At 64.5% G+C, this 23,015-nt stretch carries 16 protein-coding genes and 1 pseudogene; 7 read left to right on the top strand and 10 right to left on the bottom strand.

The features are described 5' to 3' along the window. Positions 1 to 3 precede the first annotated feature (3 nt). Positions 4 to 1,752: a bifunctional protein-serine/threonine kinase/phosphatase gene (locus H6935_09570; protein ID MCP5278595.1), complete on the bottom strand. Its 1,749-nt coding sequence runs from the start codon at positions 1,750 to 1,752 to the stop codon at positions 4 to 6. 56 nt (positions 1,753 to 1,808) lie between these two features. Further along, the gene (locus H6935_09565) at positions 1,809 to 2,639 is read right to left on the bottom strand and encodes a formate/nitrite transporter family protein (protein ID MCP5278594.1); all 831 of its coding nucleotides are present in this window, start codon (positions 2,637 to 2,639) and stop codon (positions 1,809 to 1,811) included. A 593-nt stretch (positions 2,640 to 3,232) separates the two neighbouring features. Here H6935_09565 and H6935_09560 point away from each other — a divergent pair. The 4 genes and pseudogenes from H6935_09560 to H6935_09545 all read left to right on the top strand — a co-directional run bounded on the left by H6935_09560 (position 3,233) and on the right by H6935_09545 (position 7,653). Beyond that, complete coding sequence (locus H6935_09560) at positions 3,233 to 4,720, top strand: circularly permuted type 2 ATP-grasp protein (protein MCP5278593.1); 1,488 nt, start codon at positions 3,233 to 3,235, stop codon at positions 4,718 to 4,720. Between the two features lie 3 nt (positions 4,721 to 4,723). After that, positions 4,724 to 5,695: an alpha-E domain-containing protein gene (locus tag H6935_09555; GenBank protein MCP5278592.1), complete on the top strand. Its 972-nt coding sequence runs from the start codon at positions 4,724 to 4,726 to the stop codon at positions 5,693 to 5,695. A gap of 2 nt (positions 5,696 to 5,697) precedes the next feature. Then, the gene (locus H6935_09550; GenBank protein ID MCP5278591.1) at positions 5,698 to 6,948 is read left to right on the top strand and encodes a hypothetical protein; all 1,251 of its coding nucleotides are present in this window, start codon (positions 5,698 to 5,700) and stop codon (positions 6,946 to 6,948) included. A gap of 66 nt (positions 6,949 to 7,014) precedes the next feature. After that, positions 7,015 to 7,653, top strand: a pseudogene (locus tag H6935_09545) (2,3-bisphosphoglycerate-dependent phosphoglycerate mutase). 19 nt (positions 7,654 to 7,672) lie between these two features. Here H6935_09545 and H6935_09540 read toward each other — a convergent pair. From H6935_09540 to H6935_09530, 3 genes are all read right to left on the bottom strand, one after another. Continuing rightward, the gene (locus H6935_09540; GenBank protein MCP5278590.1) at positions 7,673 to 8,407 is read right to left on the bottom strand and encodes a glutamine amidotransferase; all 735 of its coding nucleotides are present in this window, start codon (positions 8,405 to 8,407) and stop codon (positions 7,673 to 7,675) included. 135 nt (positions 8,408 to 8,542) lie between these two features. Beyond that, positions 8,543 to 8,821 (bottom strand): hypothetical protein, encoded by a 279-nt coding sequence (locus tag H6935_09535; GenBank protein MCP5278589.1) that lies wholly within the window; start codon positions 8,819 to 8,821, stop codon positions 8,543 to 8,545. 118 nt (positions 8,822 to 8,939) lie between these two features. Continuing rightward, positions 8,940 to 12,314: a transglutaminase family protein gene (locus H6935_09530; protein MCP5278588.1), complete on the bottom strand. Its 3,375-nt coding sequence runs from the start codon at positions 12,312 to 12,314 to the stop codon at positions 8,940 to 8,942. Positions 12,315 to 12,514: 200 nt separating this feature from the next. Here H6935_09530 and H6935_09525 point away from each other — a divergent pair, with 200 nt between their 5' ends. Both H6935_09525 and H6935_09520 read left to right on the top strand, forming a co-directional pair. Then, positions 12,515 to 13,432, top strand: a complete 918-nt coding sequence (locus H6935_09525) for an ABC transporter substrate-binding protein (protein ID MCP5278587.1) — start codon at positions 12,515 to 12,517, stop codon at positions 13,430 to 13,432. Then, on the top strand, positions 13,429 to 16,653 hold the full coding sequence (locus tag H6935_09520) for an EAL domain-containing protein (GenBank protein MCP5278586.1): 3,225 nt from the start codon (positions 13,429 to 13,431) through the stop codon (positions 16,651 to 16,653). The genes H6935_09525 and H6935_09520 overlap by 4 nt, the downstream gene beginning before the upstream one ends. Positions 16,654 to 16,662: 9 nt before the next feature. On the opposite strand, the gene H6935_09515 is transcribed toward H6935_09520, so the two are convergent. After that, the gene (locus H6935_09515) at positions 16,663 to 17,448 is read right to left on the bottom strand and encodes a peptidase (protein ID MCP5278585.1); all 786 of its coding nucleotides are present in this window, start codon (positions 17,446 to 17,448) and stop codon (positions 16,663 to 16,665) included. A 243-nt stretch (positions 17,449 to 17,691) separates the two neighbouring features. On the opposite strand from H6935_09515, the gene H6935_09510 reads away from it, so the two are divergent. Beyond that, positions 17,692 to 18,234 carry a hypothetical protein gene (locus tag H6935_09510; protein MCP5278584.1) on the top strand — a complete coding sequence of 181 codons (543 nt, stop codon included), beginning with the start codon at positions 17,692 to 17,694 and terminating at the stop codon, positions 18,232 to 18,234. 123 nt (positions 18,235 to 18,357) lie between these two features. On the opposite strand, the gene queD is transcribed toward H6935_09510, so the two are convergent. The 4 genes from queD to H6935_09490 all read right to left on the bottom strand — a co-directional run bounded on the left by queD (position 18,358) and on the right by H6935_09490 (position 22,874). Next, entirely contained in the window at positions 18,358 to 18,720 is a 363-nt protein-coding gene (gene queD, locus H6935_09505) for a 6-carboxytetrahydropterin synthase QueD (GenBank protein ID MCP5278583.1), read from the bottom strand. Between the two features lie 58 nt (positions 18,721 to 18,778). Continuing rightward, complete coding sequence (locus H6935_09500; GenBank protein ID MCP5278582.1) at positions 18,779 to 20,695, bottom strand: EAL domain-containing protein; 1,917 nt, start codon at positions 20,693 to 20,695, stop codon at positions 18,779 to 18,781. Between the two features lie 10 nt (positions 20,696 to 20,705). Beyond that, on the bottom strand, positions 20,706 to 21,833 hold the full coding sequence (locus H6935_09495) for a redoxin domain-containing protein (protein MCP5278581.1): 1,128 nt from the start codon (positions 21,831 to 21,833) through the stop codon (positions 20,706 to 20,708). 153 nt (positions 21,834 to 21,986) lie between these two features. Next, a complete protein-coding gene (locus H6935_09490; protein ID MCP5278580.1) occupies positions 21,987 to 22,874 on the bottom strand; it encodes a phosphoribulokinase in 888 nt (295 codons plus the stop codon). Positions 22,875 to 23,015 lie beyond the last annotated feature (141 nt).

The following is a 23,015-nucleotide window of genomic DNA, read 5'->3' as shown; positions in this document are numbered from 1 at the left end:
GGGTTACGTGAGGGTGTGCAGTTTGTAGAGCGCCACGGCCAGGGCGGCGGCCAGGATGAAGGACACGGTCTTCCAGAAGGCCAGGGGGCTGCGCTCCATGAGGGGCGGCCGGGTCTTGCTGAGAAAGGCCTGGTTGGGGTGGGAGAGGTCATAGACGAACTCGGAGAGTTCCTCGTAGCGCTTGTACGGGTCCGGGTGCACGGCCTTGGCGATGGCCTCGTCCACCCAGGCGGGGATGGGGCGCTCGTCCGTGCGGGCGGGTTCGTAATACAGCTTGCGCTGGGCCGCCCGGGTGCGGGCGCGGGGTACCTGGACGCCGTAGGGCAGCTTGCCGGTCAGCATCTGGTAGGCGATGACGCCCAGGGAGAAGAGGTCCGAGCGGGCATCGCCGTTTTCCCCCAGGAAGTATTCGGGGGCGGAGTATTGCTCCGTGCCCAGGATGGGGGCGTCGGCATTTGTGTTGCCGTCCCCGTCCTCCAGTTCCGCCAGGCCGGCGACCCGGGTGGAGCCGAAGTCGATGATCTTCACCGTGCCGGTGCCGTCGATCATGACGTTTTCCGGGCGCAGGTCCTGGTGCAGCATTTCCAGGCGGTGGAAGGCCTGGAGCCCCTTGGCGATCTGTTCGACGATGTTGCGCACGGCCTTCAGGTCCGGCTTGGGGTGGTCGCGCATCCATTGGGCCAGGGTCTGGCCCTCGATGAACTCCATGGCGATGTACTGGAAGTTGCGCCGGCGGGTGATGGCGCGGGGCTTCATCACATGGGGGTTGTTGATGCGCCGGGCGATCCATTCCTCCAGGAGGAAGCGTTCCATGTAGGCCGGGTCGTCCCGGTGTTCCGTGGACGGCACCTTGATGACCACCTGTTCGCCGCTGGCGTTGTCCACGGCCAGGAAGGCGTGGCTGCGGTGGCTGGCGTGCAGGGGCCGGACGATGCGGTAGCCGTCGAACTCCATGCGCGCGTCCAGGTCCGGCGCGAAGGGTAGCTCGGTGAGATGTCGGGTGATGGCATGGGCGTCCTGGCTGGGCAGGGCGTCGATGCGCACGATCTGGAGGGTGAGGTTGTCGCCGCTGCCCTGGGCCAGGGCTTCTGCAACGATGAATTTGGCGGCGGCATCCAGGTCGCCCGGGTGGGCGTGGACGGTCTGGACGATGAATTGGGACGAGGCATGCTCGTACACGCCGTCGGTGGCCAGGACGTAGATGTCGCCCGGCTCGACAGTCTGGGTCTGGTAGTCGATGTCGAGATGCTGGTTGATGCCCAGGGCCCGGGCCAGGTAGCTCTGCTCGCTGGACACCCGGTAGCGGTGGTCCTCGGTGAGCTGTTCCAGGTCGTGGCCCCGCAGGCGGTAGATGCGGGAGTCGCCCACGTGGAACAGGTGGGCGGTGTGGGACTTGAGGACGATGGCGCTGAAGGTGCAGACGTAGCCCTTGTCCTTTTCATAGCGGTAGTGGCTTTGCCGCGTCTGGGCATGGAGCCAGGAATTGGTGGCGCTCAGTACGCGCTGGGCGGATTGCTTGACCGACCAGGCTTCCGAGGTGCAGTAGTAGTCCGCCAGGAAGCCGTTGACGGCGCTCTGGCTGGCGATCTGGCTGACATCGCTGCTGCTGATGCCGTCCGCCAGGGCGATGGCGATGCCCTTGGAACTGAGTTGGGGTTCCTGGGGTATGTGGATGCCGTGGTGATCCTGGTTGGCCTCTTTGCGGCCCTTGTCGGAATGTTGCCCGACGGCGATCTGTAGTGAACTGGACATGGTCATGAAAAGGCCCCAGCCCCTTGCGGAGCCGGGGCCCTTGCCATTGTCGCCGATCAGGCGGTGGCGGGCTTGGTGCTAAGGGTGCGCTTGGCCGCGGTACGCACGTGGGTGGCGTACAGGGTCAGGCCGGTGAAGGCCAGGCCGCCCACCAGGTTGCCCAGGGCGGTGGGGATCTCGTTCCAGATGAAGTAGTCCATGATGGAGAAGTCGCCGCCCATGATCATGGCGAAGGGGAACAGGAACATGTTCACCACGGAGTGCTCGAAGCCCATGAAGAAGAACAGCATGATGGGCATCCACATGGCGATGACCTTGCCGCTGACGTGGGTGGAGATCATGGCGCCGACCACGCCCATGGACACCATCCAGTTGCACAGCATGCCGCGGATGAAGATGGTGAACCAGCCTGACAGGCCGTACTGGGCGTAACCCAGGGTACGGGCCTCGCCGATGCCGGACACCTTGGTGGCCACGTCACCGCCGGGGGTGTTGAAGCCGTAGGTGAAGACGAAGGCCATCATGATGGCCACGGTCAATGCGCCGGCGAAGTTGCCCAGGAACACCAGGCCCCAGTTGCGCAGGATCTGGTTCCAGGTGACGCCGGGGCGCTTGTCCAGCCAGGCCAGGGGCGTGAGCATGAACACGCCGGTGAGCAGGTCGAAGCCCATCAGGTACAGCATGACGAAGCCCACCGGGAACAGGATGGAGCCCACCAGGTGGGAGCCGGTGGCGACGCCCACGGTGACCGCGAACACGGCGGCCAGGGCCAGGGTGGCGCCGGCCATGTAGGCGCGCACCACGGTGTCCCGGGTGGACATGTAGATCTTGGATTCACCGGCATCCACCATCTTGGTGGCAAATTCGGAAGGCAGCAGGTAGGCCATGACGATTCCCCTCAGTTACGAAAAAAAACCAAAAAAAATGGCGTCCATCCCCGCGCCTCGAAAAAACGTGAGACGCGGAAATGAACGCCGTTGTCCATTTGTCTGTGTGGCGGCGAGTTCATCGCCGCGCTTCCACCAGGCCGCCGTTAGCCTGGCGACCCTTGTTTAGCACGTGCCGTGCCAAAGATTAAAACGCCCTGTTCATGCGGGTTTGCGGGGATTGCTTGTTTTGGGCAGGAGGTTGTTTGCGCCAGGATGGTGCGTTTTTGTCCGCGGCTTGCACGCCATGGTGCAAGGCCGGATGCCCGTCCGGCATCAATCCGGGGATGACATAAACGACTTACCTGAGAGGGGTGCGACTTGTATCCGTGACGCAGGATGGGTTGCCAAGGTGGTCAGCACTAATACGGTGCGTCATGCACCGGGTGCTTGCGCACCAAGCCCGTGCCTGGCCAGTCGCTATTTCCAGGTGGGGCGCCCGGAAGCCCCATGGACAAGGCTCTGCCGGTGCCCATGGACACATTTGGGGCAGCGGGCGGCGAGCTGGCATGAGTTCTGCGTTACACAAATACATGACATGCCAATCCTGAACCATGAAACTTGCCGCCAAAGCCTACGCCCTCAGCCAGTCCTACGATGAGCTGATCGATCCCGAGGGAGTGCCCAGGCCCGCGGCGCGGCCCTTGTTCCAGTATCTGGACTCCCTGGGGCCGGGCACCCTGGAGTCCCGCCGCCAGGCGGTGGACGCGGCCATCATGGCCATGGGCATCACCTTCACCGTGTACAGCGACGGCACCAACATCGACCGGGCGTGGCCCTTCGACGTGATTCCCCGCATCATGGCCCGGGACGAGTGGGAGCACATCGAGGCGGGCCTGAAGCAGCGCCTGACGGCCCTGAACCTGTTCATCAACGACCTTTACAACGAGCAGAGGATCGTCAGGGACGGGGTGTTCCCCATCGAGGTGCTGGCGGGCTCCAAGAACTTCCGCGAGCAGTGCCGGGGCATCACGCCGCGCTTCGGGGTGTGGGCCCATGTGTGCGGCACCGACCTGGTGCGGGACCGGGACGGCACGGTCTACGTGCTGGAGGACAACCTGCGGGTGCCTTCGGGCGTGTCCTACATGCTGGAGAACCGCCAGCTCATGAAGCGCATGTTCCCGGAGATGTTCCAGGCCACCCGCATCCTGCCGGTGGACGATTACCCCACCCGCCTGTACGACACCCTGGCGGCCCTGTCGCCCCGGGAGAACGAGCGCCCCAGCATCGCCGTGCTGACGCCGGGTATCTTCAACTCCGCCTATTTCGAGCACAGCTACCTGGCCCAGCAGATGGGCGCGGATCTGGTGGAGGGCTCTGACCTGGTGGTGAAGGACGACGACTGCGTCTACATGAAGACCATCTCCGGCCTGCGCCGGGTGGATGTGATCTACCGCCGCATCGACGACGATTTCCTGGACCCGGAGGCCTTCCGGCCCGATTCCGCCCTGGGGGTGAAGGGCCTGATGCGGGCCTGGCGCAACGGCAAGGTGGGCATCGCCAACGCGCCGGGGGCAGGGGTAGCGGACGACAAGGTGGTCTATACCTTCGTGCCCCGGATCATCAAGTACTACCTGGACCAGGACGCCATCATCCCCAACGTGCCCAGCTGGCTGTGCATGGTCGAGGACCAGCGGGACTACGTGCTGGCCAACCTGGACAAGCTGGTGGTGAAGCCGGCCAACGAGTCCGGCGGCTACGGCATGATCATTGGCCCCCGGGCCAGCCAGGCGGAGCGGGACAGGTTCGCCAGCCTGATCCGGGAGAACCCCCGCAACTACATGGCCCAGCCCACCCTGGACATTTCCACCGCGCCCACCCTGGTAAACGACGAGCTGGCGCCGCGACACCTGGATCTGCGTCCCTTCGTGCTCCAGTCCGACAAGCTCTACGCCACCACCGGCGGCCTGACCCGGGTGGCCATGGTGGAGGGTTCCCTGGTGGTGAACTCTTCCCAGGGCGGTGGCAGCAAGGACACGTGGATCGTCGATGTGGACAAGGACGCGGACAAGGGGTCCGACAAAGAATCGGACAAGGAGTAAGCCATGCTGTCCCGAGTCGCCGAGAACCTTTACTGGATGGCCCGCTACCTGGAGCGGGCCGAGAACACCGCCCGCCTGATCAACAGCACCACCCAGGTGCTGCTGGACCTGCCCCGGGGCGCCACCTTCGGCTGGGACGTGATGCTGCGGGTGGCGGGCCTGGATGCCCTGTACAGCAAGCATTATGGCCAGCCCAACGAGGCGGACATCATGCGCTTCCTCATCCAGGACGAGGACAACCCCAGCTCCATCGTGTCCTGCGTGCATGACGCGCGGGAAAACACCCGCACGTTCCGGGAGGTGCTGCCCATGGAGCTGTGGGAACGCATCAACAGCATGCACCTGTTTGTGAAGGCCAACGCCGCCCGGGCCACCCTGGGGCGCAGCCAGCGCTACGAGGTGCTGAGCGGGGTGATCGAACGGCGCCAGTCGGTGGTGGGCCTGCTCATGGGGTCCATGAGCCACGACATCGCCTACCAGTTCATCAAGCTGGGCCGCAACATCGAGCGGGCGGACATGACCACCCGCATCGTGGACGTGAACTCGGCGGTGCTGCTGCCTAGGGATACCGCCGCTTCCCACGCCACCCTGGAGCGCCTGTGGATGAGCACCCTGAACGCCTTGTCCGCCTACCAGATGTACCGGCGCCACGTGGGGGTGCACGTGAACGGCGCCTCGGTGGTGCACTTTCTGCTGAACAACCCCCATTTCCCCCGCAGCGTGGTGCATTGCCTGGGCGAGATCGAGACCTGCCTGGCCGTGCTGCCCGGTTTCGGCCAACCCATCAAGTCCGTGCGCCGGGCCTGGAAGCGGCTGGAGGGCATGCGCTTTCACGACCTGCCGCCGGTGGTGCTGCATGAGTACCTGGACCAGATCCAGGCGGACCTGGGGGACCTGCACGAGACCTTGTCGCGGCAGTACTTTCACCTGCACCACGAGCACGCGCCCGAGATGGCGGCGTCACAACAGGAATGACCATGGGTAACTCCCTGAGCTTTCCCCGTTACGGGGACAAACAGAATTCACCGTTCTTCGAGGAGTTCCTGATCAAGTTGCTGGAAGAGCGGGACCGGGTGGGCCTGACGGAATCCATCCGCCAGATCGACGCCCTGATGATCACCGTGGAGCCGGGCAACTCCCTGGCCTACGTGGGCGAGCTGTGCCTGATGACGCCATACAATTATCTGGTGACCCTGGAGTCAGAGAGCCACGACACCCATGTCCTGCGCATCGACATGAGCGCGCCGGACATCCTGGTGCGGGAGGTGAAGGACCCCAACACCCGGGGCATCTTCCGCAGCCTGAACGAGGTCTATCCCATCGGCGCCCACAAGCCCAACTCCCGCTACATGGGGGAGATCTTCCGGGTGCGGAACCTGCACGACGTGGTGGAGACCCAGAAGGCCCGGGACGTGCGCTTCTTCAACCAGGACCAGGTGCGCAGGCTGGAACTGCCGGGCAACATGGCCATCGTCAAACCCAGCCCCTACACCCACAACATCGTCGGCTACTGGGAACGGCCGGAGTCGGACATCCGGGTCTACGCCCTGGGCTGGAGCGTGATCCGGGAGGACGTGAACGCCGCCTACCAACGGGCCAAGGAGACCCAGGCCAAGCTGGGCCTGGACAAGATGCTGCTGCCCATCGACCATCTGGCCACCCGGGTGTATTCGCAAAACCGGGAGGCGGCCATCCTGGAGTACCTGTCCCTCACCAGTTATTACTACTGGGGCTCCTACGACATCGCCGACCAGAACTCGTCCACCAACGTGACCAAGAGCGTGCACCACGCCAACGAGCTGGAATGCCCGGCCAAGGTGTTCACCGCCGCGAATCATCCCTACTTCGTCAACCACCTGCTGAAGCTGCCCAGCCCCACCGAGCAGTTCGTGCGCAACTTCGGCCCCCGCCTGCACCACGTGGCCGTGGCCGTGGCGGACGGGGAGGTCAATGGCAAACCCCATATCGACTACGTGGTGGAAAGCCTGCGCGATTGCGGCCAGGACTTCCTGCTGGACGTGATCGGCTCCAAGGAGGAGGGCCTGAAGCAGATCTTCTCCAGCGCCTCGGAATACTCCAGCCTCATCGTCGAATACGTGCAGCGCTTCGGCGACTTCCAGGGCTTCTTCACCAAGGACAACGTGGCGGAACTGACCCACGCGGCCGGGGTGGAGGAAAGCCTGCGGGCCATGGACGAAGCGGCCCGCAAGGCGGATACGCCGGCCTGACCAGGGCCGCACACTACGGGGGCGGAAATAAGCCTCAGCGCCGCATCCTGGCCCACATCCAAGGACATGATCCGAGGGGCTGGCAGGGATGCGGGTATCACCCTGGACCTGGCCTATACCTCGGTGTTCAAGCGTTCCATCCGCACCCTGTGGGAGGTACAGGAAGTGATGGACTGCCTGTGGCCGCCGGTGGAATAGGACTGGCGTCTCAACAAGCGTCACTTCGGTGACCTGCAGGGGCTCAACATGGCGGAGCACTACGGTGAAGAGCAGGTGCACCTGTGGCGTCGCGGCTATGGCACCCAGCCTCCTCCCCTGAGCACCACGTATCCCCGCCATCCCCGCTTCGATCCCCGCTATCGTGGCATGGCGGCCCATCACCTGCCCGCAGGTGTATCCCTGGCCGATACCCTGGTGCGGGTGGTGGAGGTTTGGGAGAAAAGCATCCTGCCCCGCCTGAAGAATGGCAAGAAGATCCTCATCGCGGCCCACGGCAATTCCCTGAGGGCACTCCTCAAGCATCTGGAGCACATTTCTGGCGAGGAGATCATGTAGTTGAACATCCCCGCGGGGATTCCCCTGGTGTATGAGTCCAACACGGTGTTCCATGTGGTGGCCCGCTACTATCTGGCCGACGACGAGACCGTCCAGGCCGCCACCCACGCAGTGGCACACCAGGCCTCGGTGGCCAACGCCGCGGGCTAGGCCTGGAGGTGAATGTTGCTCAGTCGTGCTCGCCCATCGTCAGGCGTGCAAAGCGGGCGGTGATGAGGGCGGCCTCGGGGGTTTCCCGCACCTCGGCCTGGATGGCGTCCCAGTCCTGTTTGGGCGCGTGGGGCTTGTCGGACCAGCGCTTGACGTAGGCGCGCATGGATTCCGCGTCAAATTCCGGATGGAACTGTACTCCCCAGGCCCGGGGGCCGACGCGGAAGGCGTGATGGGGTTCCCGCTCGCTGGAGGCCAGGTGCACGGCATTGGCCGGCAGGCGGCTGGCGGATTGCACGTGGCTGGCGTGGGCGGGGAACCTGGGGGGCAGGCCCTGGAACAGGGGGTCATCCAGTCCGGCCTCGGTTAGTGCGACGCAGACGGTGCCTACTTCAGGTTCCGGCTCCAGGTTGGCCACTTCGCCGCCCAGGGCCTGGGCCAGGAGCTGGTGGCCGTAGCAGATGCCCAGCACGGGCAATCCGGCGGGCACGGCCTGGCGCAGCCAGCCGGCCAGGGATTCGCTCCATTCCGCACGGTCGGTGACCATGGCGTGGGAGCCGGTGATGATGGCCCCGCAGAGGTTTTCCGGCGGTGGCGGGGCCTCGCCTTCGGCGACGGAAACGACCACGACATTTGTGCCGGCATCGCCCAGGCTGCGGCGGAGCCAGTCGTCGAAATCGCCCCGGGCCTGGGCCATGGCCGGCCAAGTGGAACCTGTCTTGAAGATGGCGAGGGGTTTCTGTCGCTTGCCCATGATCGGATTAATGCGGTTACGTCGACCATGGTACCGGCCTTGCGGCTGGAAGGGCCCGCACTATGGTGCGGGGGAGCGCTGGCGGTGCCGGGGGTGTGGCGGGGGAGCCATGCCCCCTGGCGAGGCGGGGGGCTGTTAGTTGGAGACCACCAGCTTCGGGCCGGCGTCCTTCTTCTTCAGGGTCCGTATCACGCTGGACAGCAGGGCCTCCACGTCGCCGGCGCTGAGCTCCGGGTAGGCGGACTGCAGGCGCTGCATCACCAGGTACATCATGGTGTCGTTGGCGGCGGACCGCTCCAGCACGGGTTTCAGCATGGCCATGGCGGTCTCGAAGCGCTCCCGCTGCTGGAGGTTTGTGCGGCGTTCCACAATGGGGGGGCGCTGGCGTGCCCCGCCGGTCTGCTTGGTGATCATGTGTTCTCCATCCATCGATAGTCGTTATTGGCCTCTTCCATGCTCCATGATGGGGCGTGTCGTCGCACCGGAAATGGAAGGGTAGCGAAGAATTATGACAGTACATTGATACTAAGCATTAACTTTTTGTTGTAACCCGCAGATCGAGAGTGCATGGGTATTCCCCCGCGGGTTCCTCCGTGGGGGGCAACATGGGGCCTACACGGCGGTTGTCGGGGAGGAAGCGGGACAGGGTGTCCAGCCAGGGGGGCGGGGTGAAACTGCCCTGGGTATGTCCCCACTGGTTGAAGCGGATGTGGCGGCGGGCCTCGGCCTCGTAGGCGTTGACCGGGAAGTGGTCGTAGCTGCGTCCGCCCGGGTGCATGACGTGGTAGGTGCAGCCCCCCACGGAGCGGTTGTTCCAGGTGTCCACCAGATCGAACACCAGGGGGGCGTGCACGCCGATGGTGGGGTGCAGGGCCGAGGGCGGCTGCCAGGCCCGGTAGCGTACCCCGGCCACGTATTCCCCATGGGCGCCAGTGTTGCGCAAGGGCACCCGGCGGCCGTTGCAGGCCACGACGTAGCGGCCGTCGGTCATGCCCGTGACCTTTACCTGCAGGCGCTCCACGGAGGAGTCCACGTAGCGGGCCGTACCCTGGCTGGTGGCCTCCTCCCCCAGTACCTGCCAGGGTTCGATGGCGGCCCGCAGTTCCAGTTCGATGTCGCCGAATTGCAGGGTGCCGTAGCGGGGGAAGCGGAATTCCAGGAAGGGTCCGAACCACTCCGCCTGGAAGGGATAGCCGGCATCGTTCAGCTCCTTCACCACCTCCTTTATGTCAGCCCACAGGTGGTGGGGCAGCATCCAGCGGTCGTGCAACGAAGTGCCCCAGCGCACCAGGGGCTTGTCGTAGGGCTGGGCCCAGAAACGGGCCACCAGGGCCCGCAGCAACAGCATCTGGGCCAGGCTCATGCGGGCATGGGGCGGCATTTCGAAGGCGCGGAACTCCACCAGGCCCAGGCGGCCCGTGGCGCTGTCCGGGGAATACAGCTTGTCGATGCAGAACTCGGCCCGGTGGGTATTGCCCGTGAGGTCGGTGAGCAGGTTGCGGAACAGCCGGTCGGCGATCCAGGGCTGGTCGGTGCCGCCTTTGGGCACTTGGCCGAAGGCTATTTCCAGTTCGTACAAGGCTTCCGGCCGGCCTTCGTCCGCCCGGGGGGCCTGGCTGGTGGGGCCCACGAACAGGCCGGAGAACAGATAGGACAGGCTGGGATGGTGCTGCCAGTAGGTGACCAGGCTTTGCAGCAGGTCGGGGCGCCGCAGGAAGGGGCTGTCCGCCGGACTGGCGGCGCCCAGGGTGATGTGGTTGCCGCCGCCGGTGCCGGTATGGCGGCCGTCCAGCATGAATTTTTCGGTACCCAGGCGGGATTGGCGCGCTTCTTCATACAGCACGGTGGTGCGGGCCACCAGTTCGTCCCAGGTGCGGGCGGGGTGGATGTTCACCTCGATGACGCCCGGGTCCGGGGTCACCAGCAGCTTTTCCAGACGGCCATCGCTGGGCGGAGGATAGCCTTCCACGGCCACGGGCAGGTTCAGGGCGTCGGCGGTGTGCTCGATGGCGGCGATGAGGTCCAGGGCGTGTTCCAGCCGGTACAGGGGCGGGATGAACACGTGCAGGCAGCCGCCCCGGGCCTCCACGCATACGGCGGTGTGGGGCACTTCCACCTTTGTGCGCTGGCGGTCGGCCGGGGGCTGCTGCTTCACCTCTGGATGCCACTGGGGTTCGGGCTGGATCTTGCTGTAGCGGGCCGCCACTTCGCCCTGATAGTCAGGCAGGGGCGGAGTCGGCGCGAAGGGGTCCGCTTCCGCTTCAACATCCCGTTCCTCCTCCGCCACCCAGGGCAGGGATTCGAGGGGCAGGCGCAGACCCAGGGGAGAGTCGCCGGGAACCAGATACAGGCGCTCACGGCGGAACAGCCAGGGGGCCGAATACCAACTCCCTTTGTTTCCGTCCCAGGCCAGGGGCAGGACATATCCCGTCGGGGTATCCAGGCCCTGCGAGAGCTTGTTCGCCAGGTTTCGCCGCCCCAGGCCATCCTTGAGCTTGGCCTTGGACGGATCCAGGTTGGCGGGGACCTCCGCCTCCTTGATCAGGTAGTGGGCGGCATCTTCAAAGGCCGGCTGGACGTAGTGGGGAAACAGGCCCAGGGTGCGGGCCAGGGTGTCGGCGAACAGCTTGGCCTCCTTCACACCGTGGCCGTAGTTGCGCCAGGCCTCGGCCAGCAGGCGTTCATTCTTCCACACCGGCACCCCGTCCTTGCGCCAGAACACCCCCAGGGCCCAGCGGGGCAGGGGTTCGCCCGGATACCACTTGCCCTGGGCCGTGTGCAGCAGGGCGCCGGGGGCGAAATGGTCCTTGAGGCGGCGCACCAGTACCTCGGCCCGCTCCCGCTTGTGCTCCCCCAGGGCGGCCGTGGTCCATTCCGGCGCGTTCATGTCGTCGATGGACACGAAGGTGGGCTCGCCCCCCTGGGTGAGGCGCACGTCCATCTCCTCCAGGCGCTGGTCCACCATCCGGCCCAGGGCCTGGATGTGGGTCCATTCCTCGTCGCTGTAGGGTTTGGTGACCCGGGGATCCTCCCGGAAGCGGGTGACGGTGTTGCTGTAGCTGAATTTCACCTCGCATTTGTCGGAAAGGCCGTCTATGGGAGCGGCGCTGGAGGGATGGGGGGTACAGGCCAGGGGGATGTGGCCTTCGCCGGCGAACAGGCCGGAGGTGGGGTCCAGGCCGATCCAGCCCGCGCCGGGCACGTAGACCTCGGCCCAGGCGTGGAGGTCGGTAAAGTCGTGGTCCGTGCCCGAGGGGCCGTCCAGGGATTCCTCGTCCGGCGTGAGCTGCACCAGGTAGCCGGATACGAAGCGGGCGGCCAGGCCCAGGTGGCGCAGGATCTGTACCAGCAGCCAGCCCGTGTCCCGGCAGGAGCCCAGGGCCTTGTCCAGGGTCTCCTCGCAGGTCTGCACCCCCGGGTCCAGGCGGATTGTGTAGGCGATGGCCTTCTGCAGCATCTGGTTCAGTTCCACGAGGAAATCGACGATGTGCTTGCGCTGCCGGGGGATGCCCGCCAGGTAGACGTCCAGCAGGGGGCCGTTCTCGTGCGCTTCAAGATAGGGCGCCAGTTCCTGTTTCAGTGCATCGGGATAGGTGAAGGGCCAGTGCTCGGCATACTCCTCGACGAAGAAGTCGAAGGGGTTGATCACCGTCAGGTCGGCGATGACCTCCACGTCCACCTTCAACTCCCGTGTCTTGTCCGGGAAGACCAGGCGCGCCAGCCAGTTGCCGAAGGGGTCCTGCTGCCAGTTGATGAAATGCTTCTGGGGCAGGACCTTGAGGCTGTAGGACTGGATGGGCGTGCGGCTGTGGACGGCGGGCCTCAAGCGGATGACGTGGGGGCTCAGGTTGACCGGCCGCGCAAAGCGGTACTGGGTGGTATGCCGGATGGCGACGTGGATGGACATGCGGTCTATGCCGTGGGGTGGGTGCCAGATATCGAGCAATGATCATGGCGGCCCAGGCGTGGGCCGGACATGGCGGTTTTCCCATGTTCAAGGTAGGTAAACGACACGTATCGTGCATAATCCGGGCGAAAAAATAATCCAGATCCATGCCTGCCAATTCATCGAGACGCCAATTCCTGATTGCCTCCGGAGGAGTGGCATTGACCTGCCTGTCCGGTTGTTCCGGCCGGGAGCCCTTGCTGCGCATCGCCAGCCATGATTGGCTGGGATACCAGCCCCTCTTCCTGGCGCGTGAACTTGGCTACCTGGACGAAGAACGTGCCCGTCTGGTGGAGATGCCCTCCGCCAGCTACAGCCTGCAGGCCCTCTCCGCGGGCAACGTGGAGGGTGCCGCCCTGACCCTGGATGAAGTTCTGTCCTCCCGGGCCGAGGGTCTGGACCTGAAGGTCGTGCTGGTGTTCGACGTGTCCGCCGGGGCTGACGTGCTGATGGCCCATGCCGGCATCGGTACACTGCAGGAACTGGCCGGCAAGCGCGTGGGCGTGGAATCCACCGCTGTGGGCGCTCTGATGCTCAGCGAGGTACTGCATGCTGCGGGCCTGGCTCCCTCCTCGGTAGAACTGTTATCTCTCACCGCGGACCAGCATTATTCCGCCTACGCCAGTGGCCAGGTGGACGCGGTGGTGACCTTCGAGCCCATGGCCACGCGCTTGCTGCAGGCAGGGGCCAGGCGGCTGTTCGACAGCAAGGCCGTTCCCGGCCGCATCGTGGATGTGCTGGCGGTGCGCGCCGAGGCCCTGGAGGCTTCGCCCCAGGCCCTGGCCGGTTTGCTGGCGGCCTATTTCCAGGCCCTCGGGTACCTGCACCAACGGCCGGACGATGCCGCGCGTCGCATGACTGCGCGGCTGGGGCTGGCGCCCGACGCGGTGATGTCGTCCCTGAAGGGGCTGCATTTGCCGGACCTGGCCGAAAACCACGGGTGGCTGGAGGGGGACCATTGCCGCCTGGACCAGAGTGCCGCGACCCTGGAGCAGGTCATGCGCGCGGCCCATTTGCTGGTCCGGCCAGTCAGCCTGGACGGCCTGTCCGAACCACGCTTCCTGCCGGCAGGCCCATGAGGACATCGGCCGGATACTCCCTGCGCTGGGCACTGCCGGTGGGGCTGTTGACCCTGATGCTGGCCATCATGGCCCTGTCCCTGGTGAATGCGTATTGGAACCACCAGGGCGTCCTGCTCACGGAAGCACGCCAGAGCCTGCTGACCGAAGCCCACCGTCTTGCGCGGTTGGCAGCCGATGAAGGCACCCTGGGCCGGGGCCGGGTTGCCACGGAGCTTTCCCTGGCGGGCGCGGACGCACGTGTCCGTCACGCCCTGTTGCTGGACCCATCCGGGCGCATCCTGGTGGCCCAGCGCAAGGAATGGGTCGGGCGCATGGCCGGCGACGTGGTCCCGTCACTGGATATGGGCCGGCTGGAGCAGGCATTGGGCAATTCCCAGCCGGAATACCTGGTGGTACCGGGGGGGGAGGGCATGGACGTTCTTCTTTCCCATGCCAGAGCGGCGGACCAGGGGGTGCTCCGCGGCCATGACCGGGGTGCCGTCTATCTGTCCTACGATCTGAGGGCCGACCGGGCGGAGATTCTGCGCATCGTGATCCGGGACAGGATTCCTGAACTGCTTGGAATCCTGTTCCTGACCTTCCTGCTTTACCGGCTCATTTCCCGCCACGTGGTGCGCCATCTGGCCCGGGTGGAAGCCGCCAGTCGCCGCCTGTCCCAGGGCGAAGACGGGGTCCGTGTTCCGGAGTCGGGCCCGTCGGAACTGGCGGGCCTGGCCCAATCCTTCAACGCCATGGCCAAGGCGGTGACCGACGCCCGCAGGGATCTGGAAGCCAGCGAGGAGCGCCTGGCCATCACCCTGCAGTCCATCGGCGACGCCCTCATCGCCACGGACCTGGAGGGGCGCGTGACCTTGATGAACCCGGTGGCCGAGGTGTTGACGGGGTGGTCCCGGGAACAGGCCTTGGGAAAACCGGTGGAGATGGTGTTTCCCATCGAGAACGCCCAGACCGGCGCTCCCGCCGAGATCCCCGTGGAAAGGGTCATCCGGGATGGCCTGGTGGTGGGTCTGGCCAACCATACGGTGCTGGTGAGCAGGGATGGAACGCGTTACCACATCGCCGACAGCGCGGCCCCCATCCGCCACCGGGATGGAGGTCTCCTGGGGGTGGTCATGGTGTTCCGGGACGTGTCCGAGGCCTATGCCCTGCGCCATGCCCTGGAGGAGAGTGAGCAGCACTTCCGCACCCTGGCCAACGCCGGCCAGGCTCTCATCTGGACTGCCGGCCTGGACAAGGGTTGCGACTATTTCAACGAGACCTGGTTGTGCTTCACGGGCCGCAGCCTGCAGCAGGAACTCGGTGACGGCTGGGCCGAAGGCGTGCATCCGGACGACCTGCAACGTTGCATGGAGACCTATCTAAAAGCCTTCGACCAGCGTCAGCCTTTCAACATGACATACCGCCTGCGTCGCCATGATGGCGAGTACCGGTGGATACTGGACGAAGGCACGCCTCGTTTCGACAGCCAGGGCCAGTTCATCGGATACGTGGGCCATTGCCTGGACGTGACCGAGCGTATGGATCTTGAGGCGGAGGCCCTGCGGGGCCGGGCCGAACTGGAAGCCCTGTTCCACGCCCTGCCGGACCTGTTCTTCCGCCTGTCGGGCGACGGCATGACCATCCTGGACTATCGTGCCCGGGACGACAGCGAATTGTTTCTATCTCCCACCCATTTCCTGGGCAGGGATCTGCACACGCTGATGCCCGCGGAAATGGTGGATCGCCATCGTGTTGCCCTGGCGGAGCTGCGTCAAACCGGACTTCCCACAAGTTATGAATACTTCCTGCCCATGGAAGACGGCATGCGCTGGTTCGAGGCACGCCTCAATACCCTGGGCCACGGCGACGGGGTGATCGCCCTGGTGCGGGATATCACCCCGCGCAAGGTCAGCGAGGAAACCGTCCACCGCTTGGCCTTCTTCGACGCCCTCACCGGCCTGCCCAACCGTCGTCTGTTCATGGACAGGCTGGTCCAGGCCCTGGCCGCCGCCCGCCGAACCCACCAGATGGGTGCGGTGCTGTTCGTGGACCTGGACCAGTTCAAGCAGGTGAATGACGCCCGGGGCCACTCGGTGGGCGACCAGCTCCTGCGCCAGGTGGCGGACCGACTCACCCACTATCTTCGGGAAGAGGACAGCGTGGCTCGTCTTGGGGGCGACGAGTTCGTCATTCTGCTGGTGAACCTGGCGGCGAACCAGGACGATGCGGCGCGCCTGGCCCGCAGCGTCGCCGACAAGGTGCGCGCCACCCTGGAAAGCCCCTTCGAGATCGATGGCCAGAGCTACAGCAGCGGGGCCAGCATAGGCATCACGGTGTTTCCCAAAGGGACCGAAACCGTCGACGACCTTCTGCGGGAGGCGGATACCGCCATGTATCGCGCCAAGGAGGCAGGCCGCAACGCCGTGCGCTACTTCGAACCGGCCATGCAGGAGGCCGTGGCGAACCGATATGCCCTGGAAAGGGACCTGCGGGAGGCCGTGACGGCGGGAAGCCTGGAAATGTATCTGCAGACCCAGGTGGACCGCGCCGGAAATCCCACCGGCGCAGAAGCACTGCTGCGCTGGTCACACCCCGGGCGTGGCCAGGTGCCCCCATCCAGCTTCATCCCCGTGGCGGAAGACTCGGGCCTCATCGTGCCCCTGGGGGAATGGGTGCTGCGCGAGGCCTGTCGCGCCATCGCCCGGCTGGAAGCGGCGGACTTGCCCATGCGCATCGCGGTCAACGTTAGCCCGCGCCAGTTCCGGCAGCCTGATTTCGTGCAGCGTGTAAGGGCCGTCCTGGCGGATACCGGCGCCGACCCCACCCGCCTGACCCTGGAAGTCACGGAGGGGCTGCTCATGGAGCACGCCCAAGATCCGGTGGCCCCCATGATGGAGTTGGCGGACATGGGTCTTCGCTTTTCCATCGACGATTTCGGCACGGGTTATTCCAGCCTGTCCTACCTGAAGCGGCTTCCCATCCATGAGATCAAGATCGACCGCAGCTTCGTGCGGGATGTGCCGGACGACCCCAACGACGCCGCCCTGGTCCGTACCATCCTTTCCGTGGCGGAGAACCTGCACCTGCATGTGGTGGCTGAAGGGGTGGAGACCAGGGCCCAGGCCGACTTCCTCATCGGCCATGGCTGCGAGCAGCTGCAAGGCTACCTCTACGGCCATCCCCTGCCCGGGGAGGGCTGGCTGGAGGAAATCCTGAAGACAGGCGGCACGGATTCCTGAGCCGGGTGCTCAGGATTGGGCCGGGAAGGGGAAGACCCGGGATTCTTCCGCCGCGTCCTGGCCTTCGCTTTTCTCCCACTCGAAACGGGGCAGGCTGGTCAGGGCCAGCAGCAGCCCCTCGTTCCACTTCTCGGCCAAGGACTTGGCGAAGGGATCATCCTCCGTCAGCACCAGCTTGCGGCCTTCGCTCAGGCTGTCCCGTTCATAGATGAGCAGTTCCACGGGGGGACCCACGGTGACGTTGCTGCGGATGGTGGAGTTCATGGACACCAGGGCGCAGCGGGCGCAGCGTTCAAGAAAAGTGTCTCGCTTGATCACCCGGTCCAGTATGGGCTTGCCGTACTTGGTCTCGCCGATCTGCAGGAAGGGATGCTCGTTCGACTCGTGGATATAGTTGCCCTGGGGATACACCATGAAGATTTCCGGTGGCTGTTCACCGATCTGGCCGCCGAAGATGAAGGTGGCCTCGAAACTGGTGTTGGCGAGATCCCGGCTGGCGTGGGTGCGCTGGACGTGGGTGCTGGCAATGCCGATGTAGTCGGCCGCCTCGTGCATGGAACCCACCGAAAGCAGGTTGGGCACCAGGCCGGACTTGATGTCGTCGTTGAGCTTCTTCACCACCGCCTGGGTGGTGGCCAGATTGCCGGCGGAAAGCAGCACGAACACCCGTTCGCCGGGCCAGACGAAACTGTGCATCTTGGAATAGACGCTGACGCAGTCCGTGCCCGCGTTGGTGCGGGAGTCGGAGCAGAAAACCAGGCCTTCGTTGACGTTGATGGCTACACAATATGTCACTGTTCCAGCCTCGATAGGCAATCATTTTTTTCGGATCTTACATCATGGAGTTGGCAGCTCCCCCATGGGAAGGTTGCCGAGGGTGTTACGGAAGGACAGGAGGGTTGCTACCCGAAAGGTTTGTGCGTGCATAGGGCCATGTTTTTCCATATCCCGCTCTGTTCTAACAACAAGGTTTTGTATATGTTTCCTGCCATGACTGAACAAGGTGTAACCAGGGCGCCAGGATCAAAGGGGAGTGACATGAGTGCTGACCAAGCTGAAACCTTTCCATTCATGGAAATTTCCATGGCCTGTTCAAATCTGCTGGCCATGGAGACTTTCTGGCAGGAAATGTTCGATGGCAAAGTGATTTTCCGGGGCAGGATGATGAGCCAGCCATACAGCCGGATGATCGCCTGCGGCATTACCTTTGCCTTCAGGGAAGATCCGGACTTCGTTCCACCGCCGGGCCCTGGCCAGGAATTCATGTTCAGAAACCACCTGGGCTTTCGGGTGCGTGACCTGGAAGCTGCCATTCGCCAATTGGAAGCGCGGGGCGCCAGGTTTGTCTTGACGCCAGATATTGTCCGTCAGCTTCAGCAGTCCAAGCAGGGGGATGGACGGAAGTTTCTTGAAACGGACTTTGTCGCTGCGCCACTCACGACCGAGCGGATTGCCGCAGGCGAATTCAAGATAGACGTGGCGATCATGGCGGGTCCAGACAACTTGTGGATCGAACTTAACCAGATCAAGGAACCGGGCGACACGGGCTGGTTTCCCTACGGCGAGTTGGGGAGCCAGTAAAGCCAGGGCCTGCTTCGGCTGTGATGCGTATCGCAACAGCCCGGAGTTGATCCGGCCAAAGCGGGGTTGGTGGTCGTGGCGCCTTACCCTTTCAGGGAGTTGGTGATCAAGGCAACGCCCTGATCAGGCGGCCGGTCCCGTGTAGATACACCCGGATGCCGAGGTTTCCATCACTACCACCTTGCTCAGGCCCGGCAAACCCGGCTTGAGCCGGTCCCACAGCCAAATGGCCAGGTGTTCGCTGGTGGGGTTTTCCAGGCCCTGGATGTCGTTGAGGCAACGGTGGTCCAGGACATCGTGCAGTGGCCGCCAGGCCCGCTGGATGTCGGCGAAATCCAAGACCCAGCCTAGTCGGGGATCCAGGGGGCCTGCCACGTGCACTTCGATTTGGAAGGAGTGGCCGTGGAGCCTCGCACAAGGGTGGCTCAGGGGCAGCTCGGGCAGGCGACGGGCGCATTCGAGGTGAAAGCGGTTGAAGATTTCCATGGTGATGCAGGGCAGTGGGACATGAACAATAATTTTCCCCCAAACGTGCCAGGGCGCATCACGCCTTTTCGCCCAGCACTGGACCGGTAAGGCCGTCCAGTCCCAATTCCACCAGCTTGTCCAGTTCGGCCTGGCTTTCCACGCCTTCCGCCAGAACTTTCATGCCGATCTTGTGGGCCGTGTCCCGCAGGCCTGCCAGGAAGGCCTGATTGCCTGGGCTGGCCTGGATGTCGCGGATGAAGCAGGCATCCACCTTGAGAAAGTCCAGGCCCAGGCCGTAGAGGTCGCCGATGCGGCTGAACTGATGGCCGTAATGACTCAGGCCCAGGCGGCAGCCCAGGGGCTTGAGCATGCGGGCCATCTCCCGCAGGCCGTCCAGGCGGCGGATAGCGCCGATTTCGTGGACATCCAGCCACAATCGGTCCAGCAGTTCGTGCCGTGACATCAAGGCTTCCAGGAGGCGGTCGCGGAAGGAGCTATCCGCCATGGAACGGGAGGACAGGTTGATCCAGCTTGCCTTGCCATCCTGTCCCGCCTCGAGCCGATCCAGGGCCAGGGAAATGGCGGCCAGGTCCAAGTCCGGGGCTAGGCCGATGCGTTCGGCCTGGGGCATGAAGCGGTAGGCTGGTAGCCAGTCTCCTTCGCCCGCCAGCCTTATGCGCAAATGGCATTCGCATTGGGGATTGCCCTCCAGTGAAATAGGTTGCTGGACCAGTTTCAGATGGTCGGGATGGGTCAGCACATGACGGAGAGCCTGACGCCAGTCCTCGGTATTCGTAGGCGTCGGGGCCTGACAGCAGGGCGGTGCCTCCCGAACGGCGTCGTGGCCTTCGCTTTCAGCCTCGGCCACGGCCTGGTCGACGCGTGCCAGCAGGTCGGATTGGAGTTCTCCGGGGTAGTAGGCGCCGAAACCGATGTAGGAAGATGCCACCCGGTCCGCATAGGGTTCCGCAAGTTCTCCCAGTTTGTCCTGCAGGGTTTCCAGCACCGAGCGGGTGTCGCACTCGGCGGTGAGCATGAGGGCAAAGTCGGCTCCCTTCAGGCGCGCGGCGAAGATGCCCGGGCATGCCGCGCCCATGGCGCCCAGGGTCTGGCTGATGCGTACCAGCAGGGCGTCGGCGGCCTCCCGCCCGAACTGGCGGTTGATATGTTCCAGCCGGGCCACGCGGATGATGGCCAGGCTGCCGCCGGGGCTGTCTTCGGAGGTGAGGGCCTTGGTCAGGTTGGCCATGAAGAACGACCGGTTGGCCAGGCCTGTGAGGGGGTCGAAGTTGGCCTGCCGGCGCAGGGTCTCGAAGCGTGCAGCGTCCTCCTGGAATTCCTGGCCCAGGCGCGTGACCATGTCGTTCATGGCGGAGGCGAGCTGGCGCAGTTCCGGCACCTCGGGCTCCGGGATGGTGGCGAACCGGCGCTGGGAGATGGCGTTGGCCTGGTCGATGACCGCGCGCATGGGCTTGCGGATGCGGCGCAGCACCAATGTGCCGAGGCCGCCACCCAGGAGACCCGCGGCCAGCATGACGCCACACAGGGACAGGGCGCCGTCCCACAGGTCACGGTACGCGAACCTGCTCTGGCTCATGAGGACGATGCTGCCCACCTGCTGCCAGCCGCTGCTGATCTGGGCCACGCCGGGGGCGGGCCGGATTGGAAGCAGCCGGATGAACCAGCGAGGCACCTCCGGGTCGGCCCCGGGGGCGATGCGTTCGACGATGCTGCGGCCCTGGGGGTCGTTGATCTGGATGTATTCGTATTGGCCGCTGTTGAACTGGGCCGTGACCGCCACCACCAGGCCGTCTGCTCCCAGGTCCTGCTGGCCCATGGCCAGGGCCAGGGCGGCGGCGTTGTCCCGGTTCTTGATGCTGAGCTGCTTCTCCAGGTAAATGCGGCCATTGAACAGCACGGCGAAAAGGCTGGCCGCCAGCGCGATGAGCATGCTGACGAGAATGGAGGCCCAGAGTTGGCGGTAGAGCGACATGGCGACTCTCCTATTCGAAGCCTTCCGCCTGGGCGCGCTGAAGGATCTGCTGCCACGGCGGCTGGTTGTAGGTGGAGGTTTCCGTCTGCACGAAGACGTTCTGGCTGTTGAAGCTGTACACGGGTCGCAGCTCGGTGCGCTGGGACGCGGGCCGGATTTCAGGGAAATGGTCGTCCAGCACCAGGGGGTCGCCGGTGGGGGTGGCGTAATAGGCCAGCACCATGTGCACCGGGTCCTTGCGCTTGCCGCTGGGGTCGTTCAGGCGGGCGTAGACCAGGCGCAGGCGTTCCACGGGGATGTCCACGCTCAACAGTGTGAAGTATTTGGCGATGGCGATGTCCTCGCTGTCGCCGCGGGCGGCGCCCAAGGTCTCAGACGGCGTTGCCCAATAGTCCTGGCGACCCCAGGCCTGGCGGTCTTCCATGTGGCGCACCCGGCGGTTGAAGAAATCGTTGACCTCCTTCAACTTGTCCGCGTCCTGGACCGCAGCCAGTCGCTGCCGCAGGGCCTGCCATTGCTTGAAGGCATTGCTGCCGGCGGAACCGAAGCGGCGAGTGAGGGCGGATTCGAACTTGCCCTGGTCCATGGCATAAGTGAGCTTCACCACGCTGCCAGGCTTTTCTTTGCGCCATTCGTCCATGAAAGCCAGCAACTGGCTCTTGCGCAGCTGGCCGGGAATGAACATGACGATTTCCCCCGTGGGGTCGTACAGATAGGACGTAGGAAAATAGTCCACCGGCCCGACCTGGCGATAGGGGCTGTTGGGGTCCCGCCGTGAACCACCGGCCACCTGGGCGTGATACTGCATGGCGTGCTGGTCCACCGCCTCGCGGATGTTGCCCTCGTCGCCGCCATAGTCCAGGCTCACACCGATGACCACCAGGTCGTCGCGCTTGTTCAGGCCATTCAGGGAGGGGATGCCGATGCGGCAGATGGGGCACCAGTAAGCCCAGAAATTGACCAGTACCCATTTGCCCCGGAAGTCTTCCAGCCGGACTGGACGGCCGTCCAGGTCGGTGAACTGAAACTGGATGGCCTTCCTGGGCTCCGCGATGGCCGAGGTGAAAGCGGATACCAGCACCAGAACCAGCAGTCCGGCGGCAAGCAATGAATAGAGTGGGCGCCCGACCTGTCTCATGCCCGAAATCGAACCTTTCCGCACCTTTTGTCGAAACCCGGGAAGCCGGACCGACATCACAATGATAGAGGGGCAGGGGGATTTTTTCCCGGCGTCGGCCCGAACAAAAAAAAGCCGGGCGTAGCCCGGCTTCATTTTCGCTGAATCGAAAAATCACTTCTTGGCGCCGGACACCAGATCATGGATGCGGGGTTCCAGGATCAATTCCATGGCGAAACCCATCTTGCCACCGGGCACGACGATGTTGTTGCGACGGGACATGAAGGAGTCCGGGATCATGTTCAGCAGGTAGGGGAAATCCACGCCCTTGGGATCGCGGAAACGGATGATGATGAAACTCTCGTCCGGGGTGGGAATGTCACGGGCGATGAAGGGGTTGGAGGTATCCACCGTGGGGACCCGCTGGAAGTTGATGTCCGTGCGGGAGAACTGGGGGGTGATGTAGTGCACGTAGTCGGGCATGCGGCGCAGGATGGTATCCACGATGACTTCGGCGGAGTAACCCCGCTCGGCACCATCGCGATGGATTTTCTGGATCCACTCCAGGTTCACCACGGGCACCACGCCGATGGCCAGGTCCACATACTGTGCCATGTCCACCTTGTCGGAGACCACCATGCCGTGCAGGCCCTCGTAGAACAGCAGGTCGGTGCCGCCGGGCATGTCTTCCCAGGGGGTGAACTCGCCCGGCTTCAGGTTGGTGCCCAGGCGCTTGTTCAGGGCGGCCGCTTCCTCGTCACTGTGGATGTAATAGCGTTTCTTGCCGCCGCCGGTCTCGCCGTAGGTCTTGAAGATGTTGGCCAGGCCTTCGAAATCGTTGGCCTCGGGACCGAAGTGGGAAAAGGACTTGTTGCCCTGGGCTTCGGCGGCCTGCATGGCGGCCTTGAATTCCACGCGACCAAGGCTGTGCATGCTGTCGCCCTCGACCACGGCGGCGTTCAGGTTCTCGCGCTTGAAAATGTGCTCGAAGGCACGCTTGACGGTAGTGGTGCCGGCACCGGAAGAGCCGGTGACGACGACGACGGGATGCTTCTTGGACATGTGGGATCTCCCCTGGGTCAGACGAAATTTCAAGAAAATATCCGTTGGAGTATATACGGCGCGTCCCGGGCCTGTCACCCGAAGGACGGCTATAATCCACCGCTCCTTCAAGCAGTTAGACCCATTCCAAGTTCGCCCCCG

This window comes from Thiobacillus sp. (assembly GCA_024235835.1).
Classification (GTDB): Bacteria; Pseudomonadota; Gammaproteobacteria; order Burkholderiales; family Thiobacillaceae; genus PFJX01.
This window is presented reverse-complemented; position numbering and strand designations above follow the sequence as displayed.

What these genes read in the sequence shown, in the direction of transcription:
- H6935_09565 (MCP5278594.1), bottom strand. Translation starts at nt 2,639, where the DNA reads ATGGCCTACCTGCTGCCTTCCGAATTTGCCACCAAGATGGTGGATGCC.
- H6935_09500 (MCP5278582.1), bottom strand. Translation starts at nt 20,695, where the DNA reads ATGTCGCTCTACCGCCAACTCTGGGCCTCCATTCTCGTCAGCATGCTC.
- H6935_09535 (MCP5278589.1), bottom strand. Translation starts at nt 8,821, where the DNA reads ATGATCACCAAGCAGACCGGCGGGGCACGCCAGCGCCCCCCCATTGTG.
- H6935_09510 (MCP5278584.1), top strand. Translation starts at nt 17,692, where the DNA reads ATGAGTGCTGACCAAGCTGAAACCTTTCCATTCATGGAAATTTCCATG.
- H6935_09560 (MCP5278593.1), top strand. Translation starts at nt 3,233, where the DNA reads ATGAAACTTGCCGCCAAAGCCTACGCCCTCAGCCAGTCCTACGATGAG.
- H6935_09495 (MCP5278581.1), bottom strand. Translation starts at nt 21,833, where the DNA reads ATGAGACAGGTCGGGCGCCCACTCTATTCATTGCTTGCCGCCGGACTG.
- H6935_09530 (MCP5278588.1), bottom strand. Translation starts at nt 12,314, where the DNA reads ATGTCCATCCACGTCGCCATCCGGCATACCACCCAGTACCGCTTTGCG.
- H6935_09490 (MCP5278580.1), bottom strand. Translation starts at nt 22,874, where the DNA reads ATGTCCAAGAAGCATCCCGTCGTCGTCGTCACCGGCTCTTCCGGTGCC.
- queD (MCP5278583.1), bottom strand. Translation starts at nt 18,720, where the DNA reads ATGGAAATCTTCAACCGCTTTCACCTCGAATGCGCCCGTCGCCTGCCC.
- H6935_09555 (MCP5278592.1), top strand. Translation starts at nt 4,724, where the DNA reads ATGCTGTCCCGAGTCGCCGAGAACCTTTACTGGATGGCCCGCTACCTG.
- H6935_09550 (MCP5278591.1), top strand. Translation starts at nt 5,698, where the DNA reads ATGGGTAACTCCCTGAGCTTTCCCCGTTACGGGGACAAACAGAATTCA.
- H6935_09520 (MCP5278586.1), top strand. Translation starts at nt 13,429, where the DNA reads ATGAGGACATCGGCCGGATACTCCCTGCGCTGGGCACTGCCGGTGGGG.
- H6935_09570 (MCP5278595.1), bottom strand. Translation starts at nt 1,752, where the DNA reads ATGTCCAGTTCACTACAGATCGCCGTCGGGCAACATTCCGACAAGGGC.
- H6935_09540 (MCP5278590.1), bottom strand. Translation starts at nt 8,407, where the DNA reads ATGGGCAAGCGACAGAAACCCCTCGCCATCTTCAAGACAGGTTCCACT.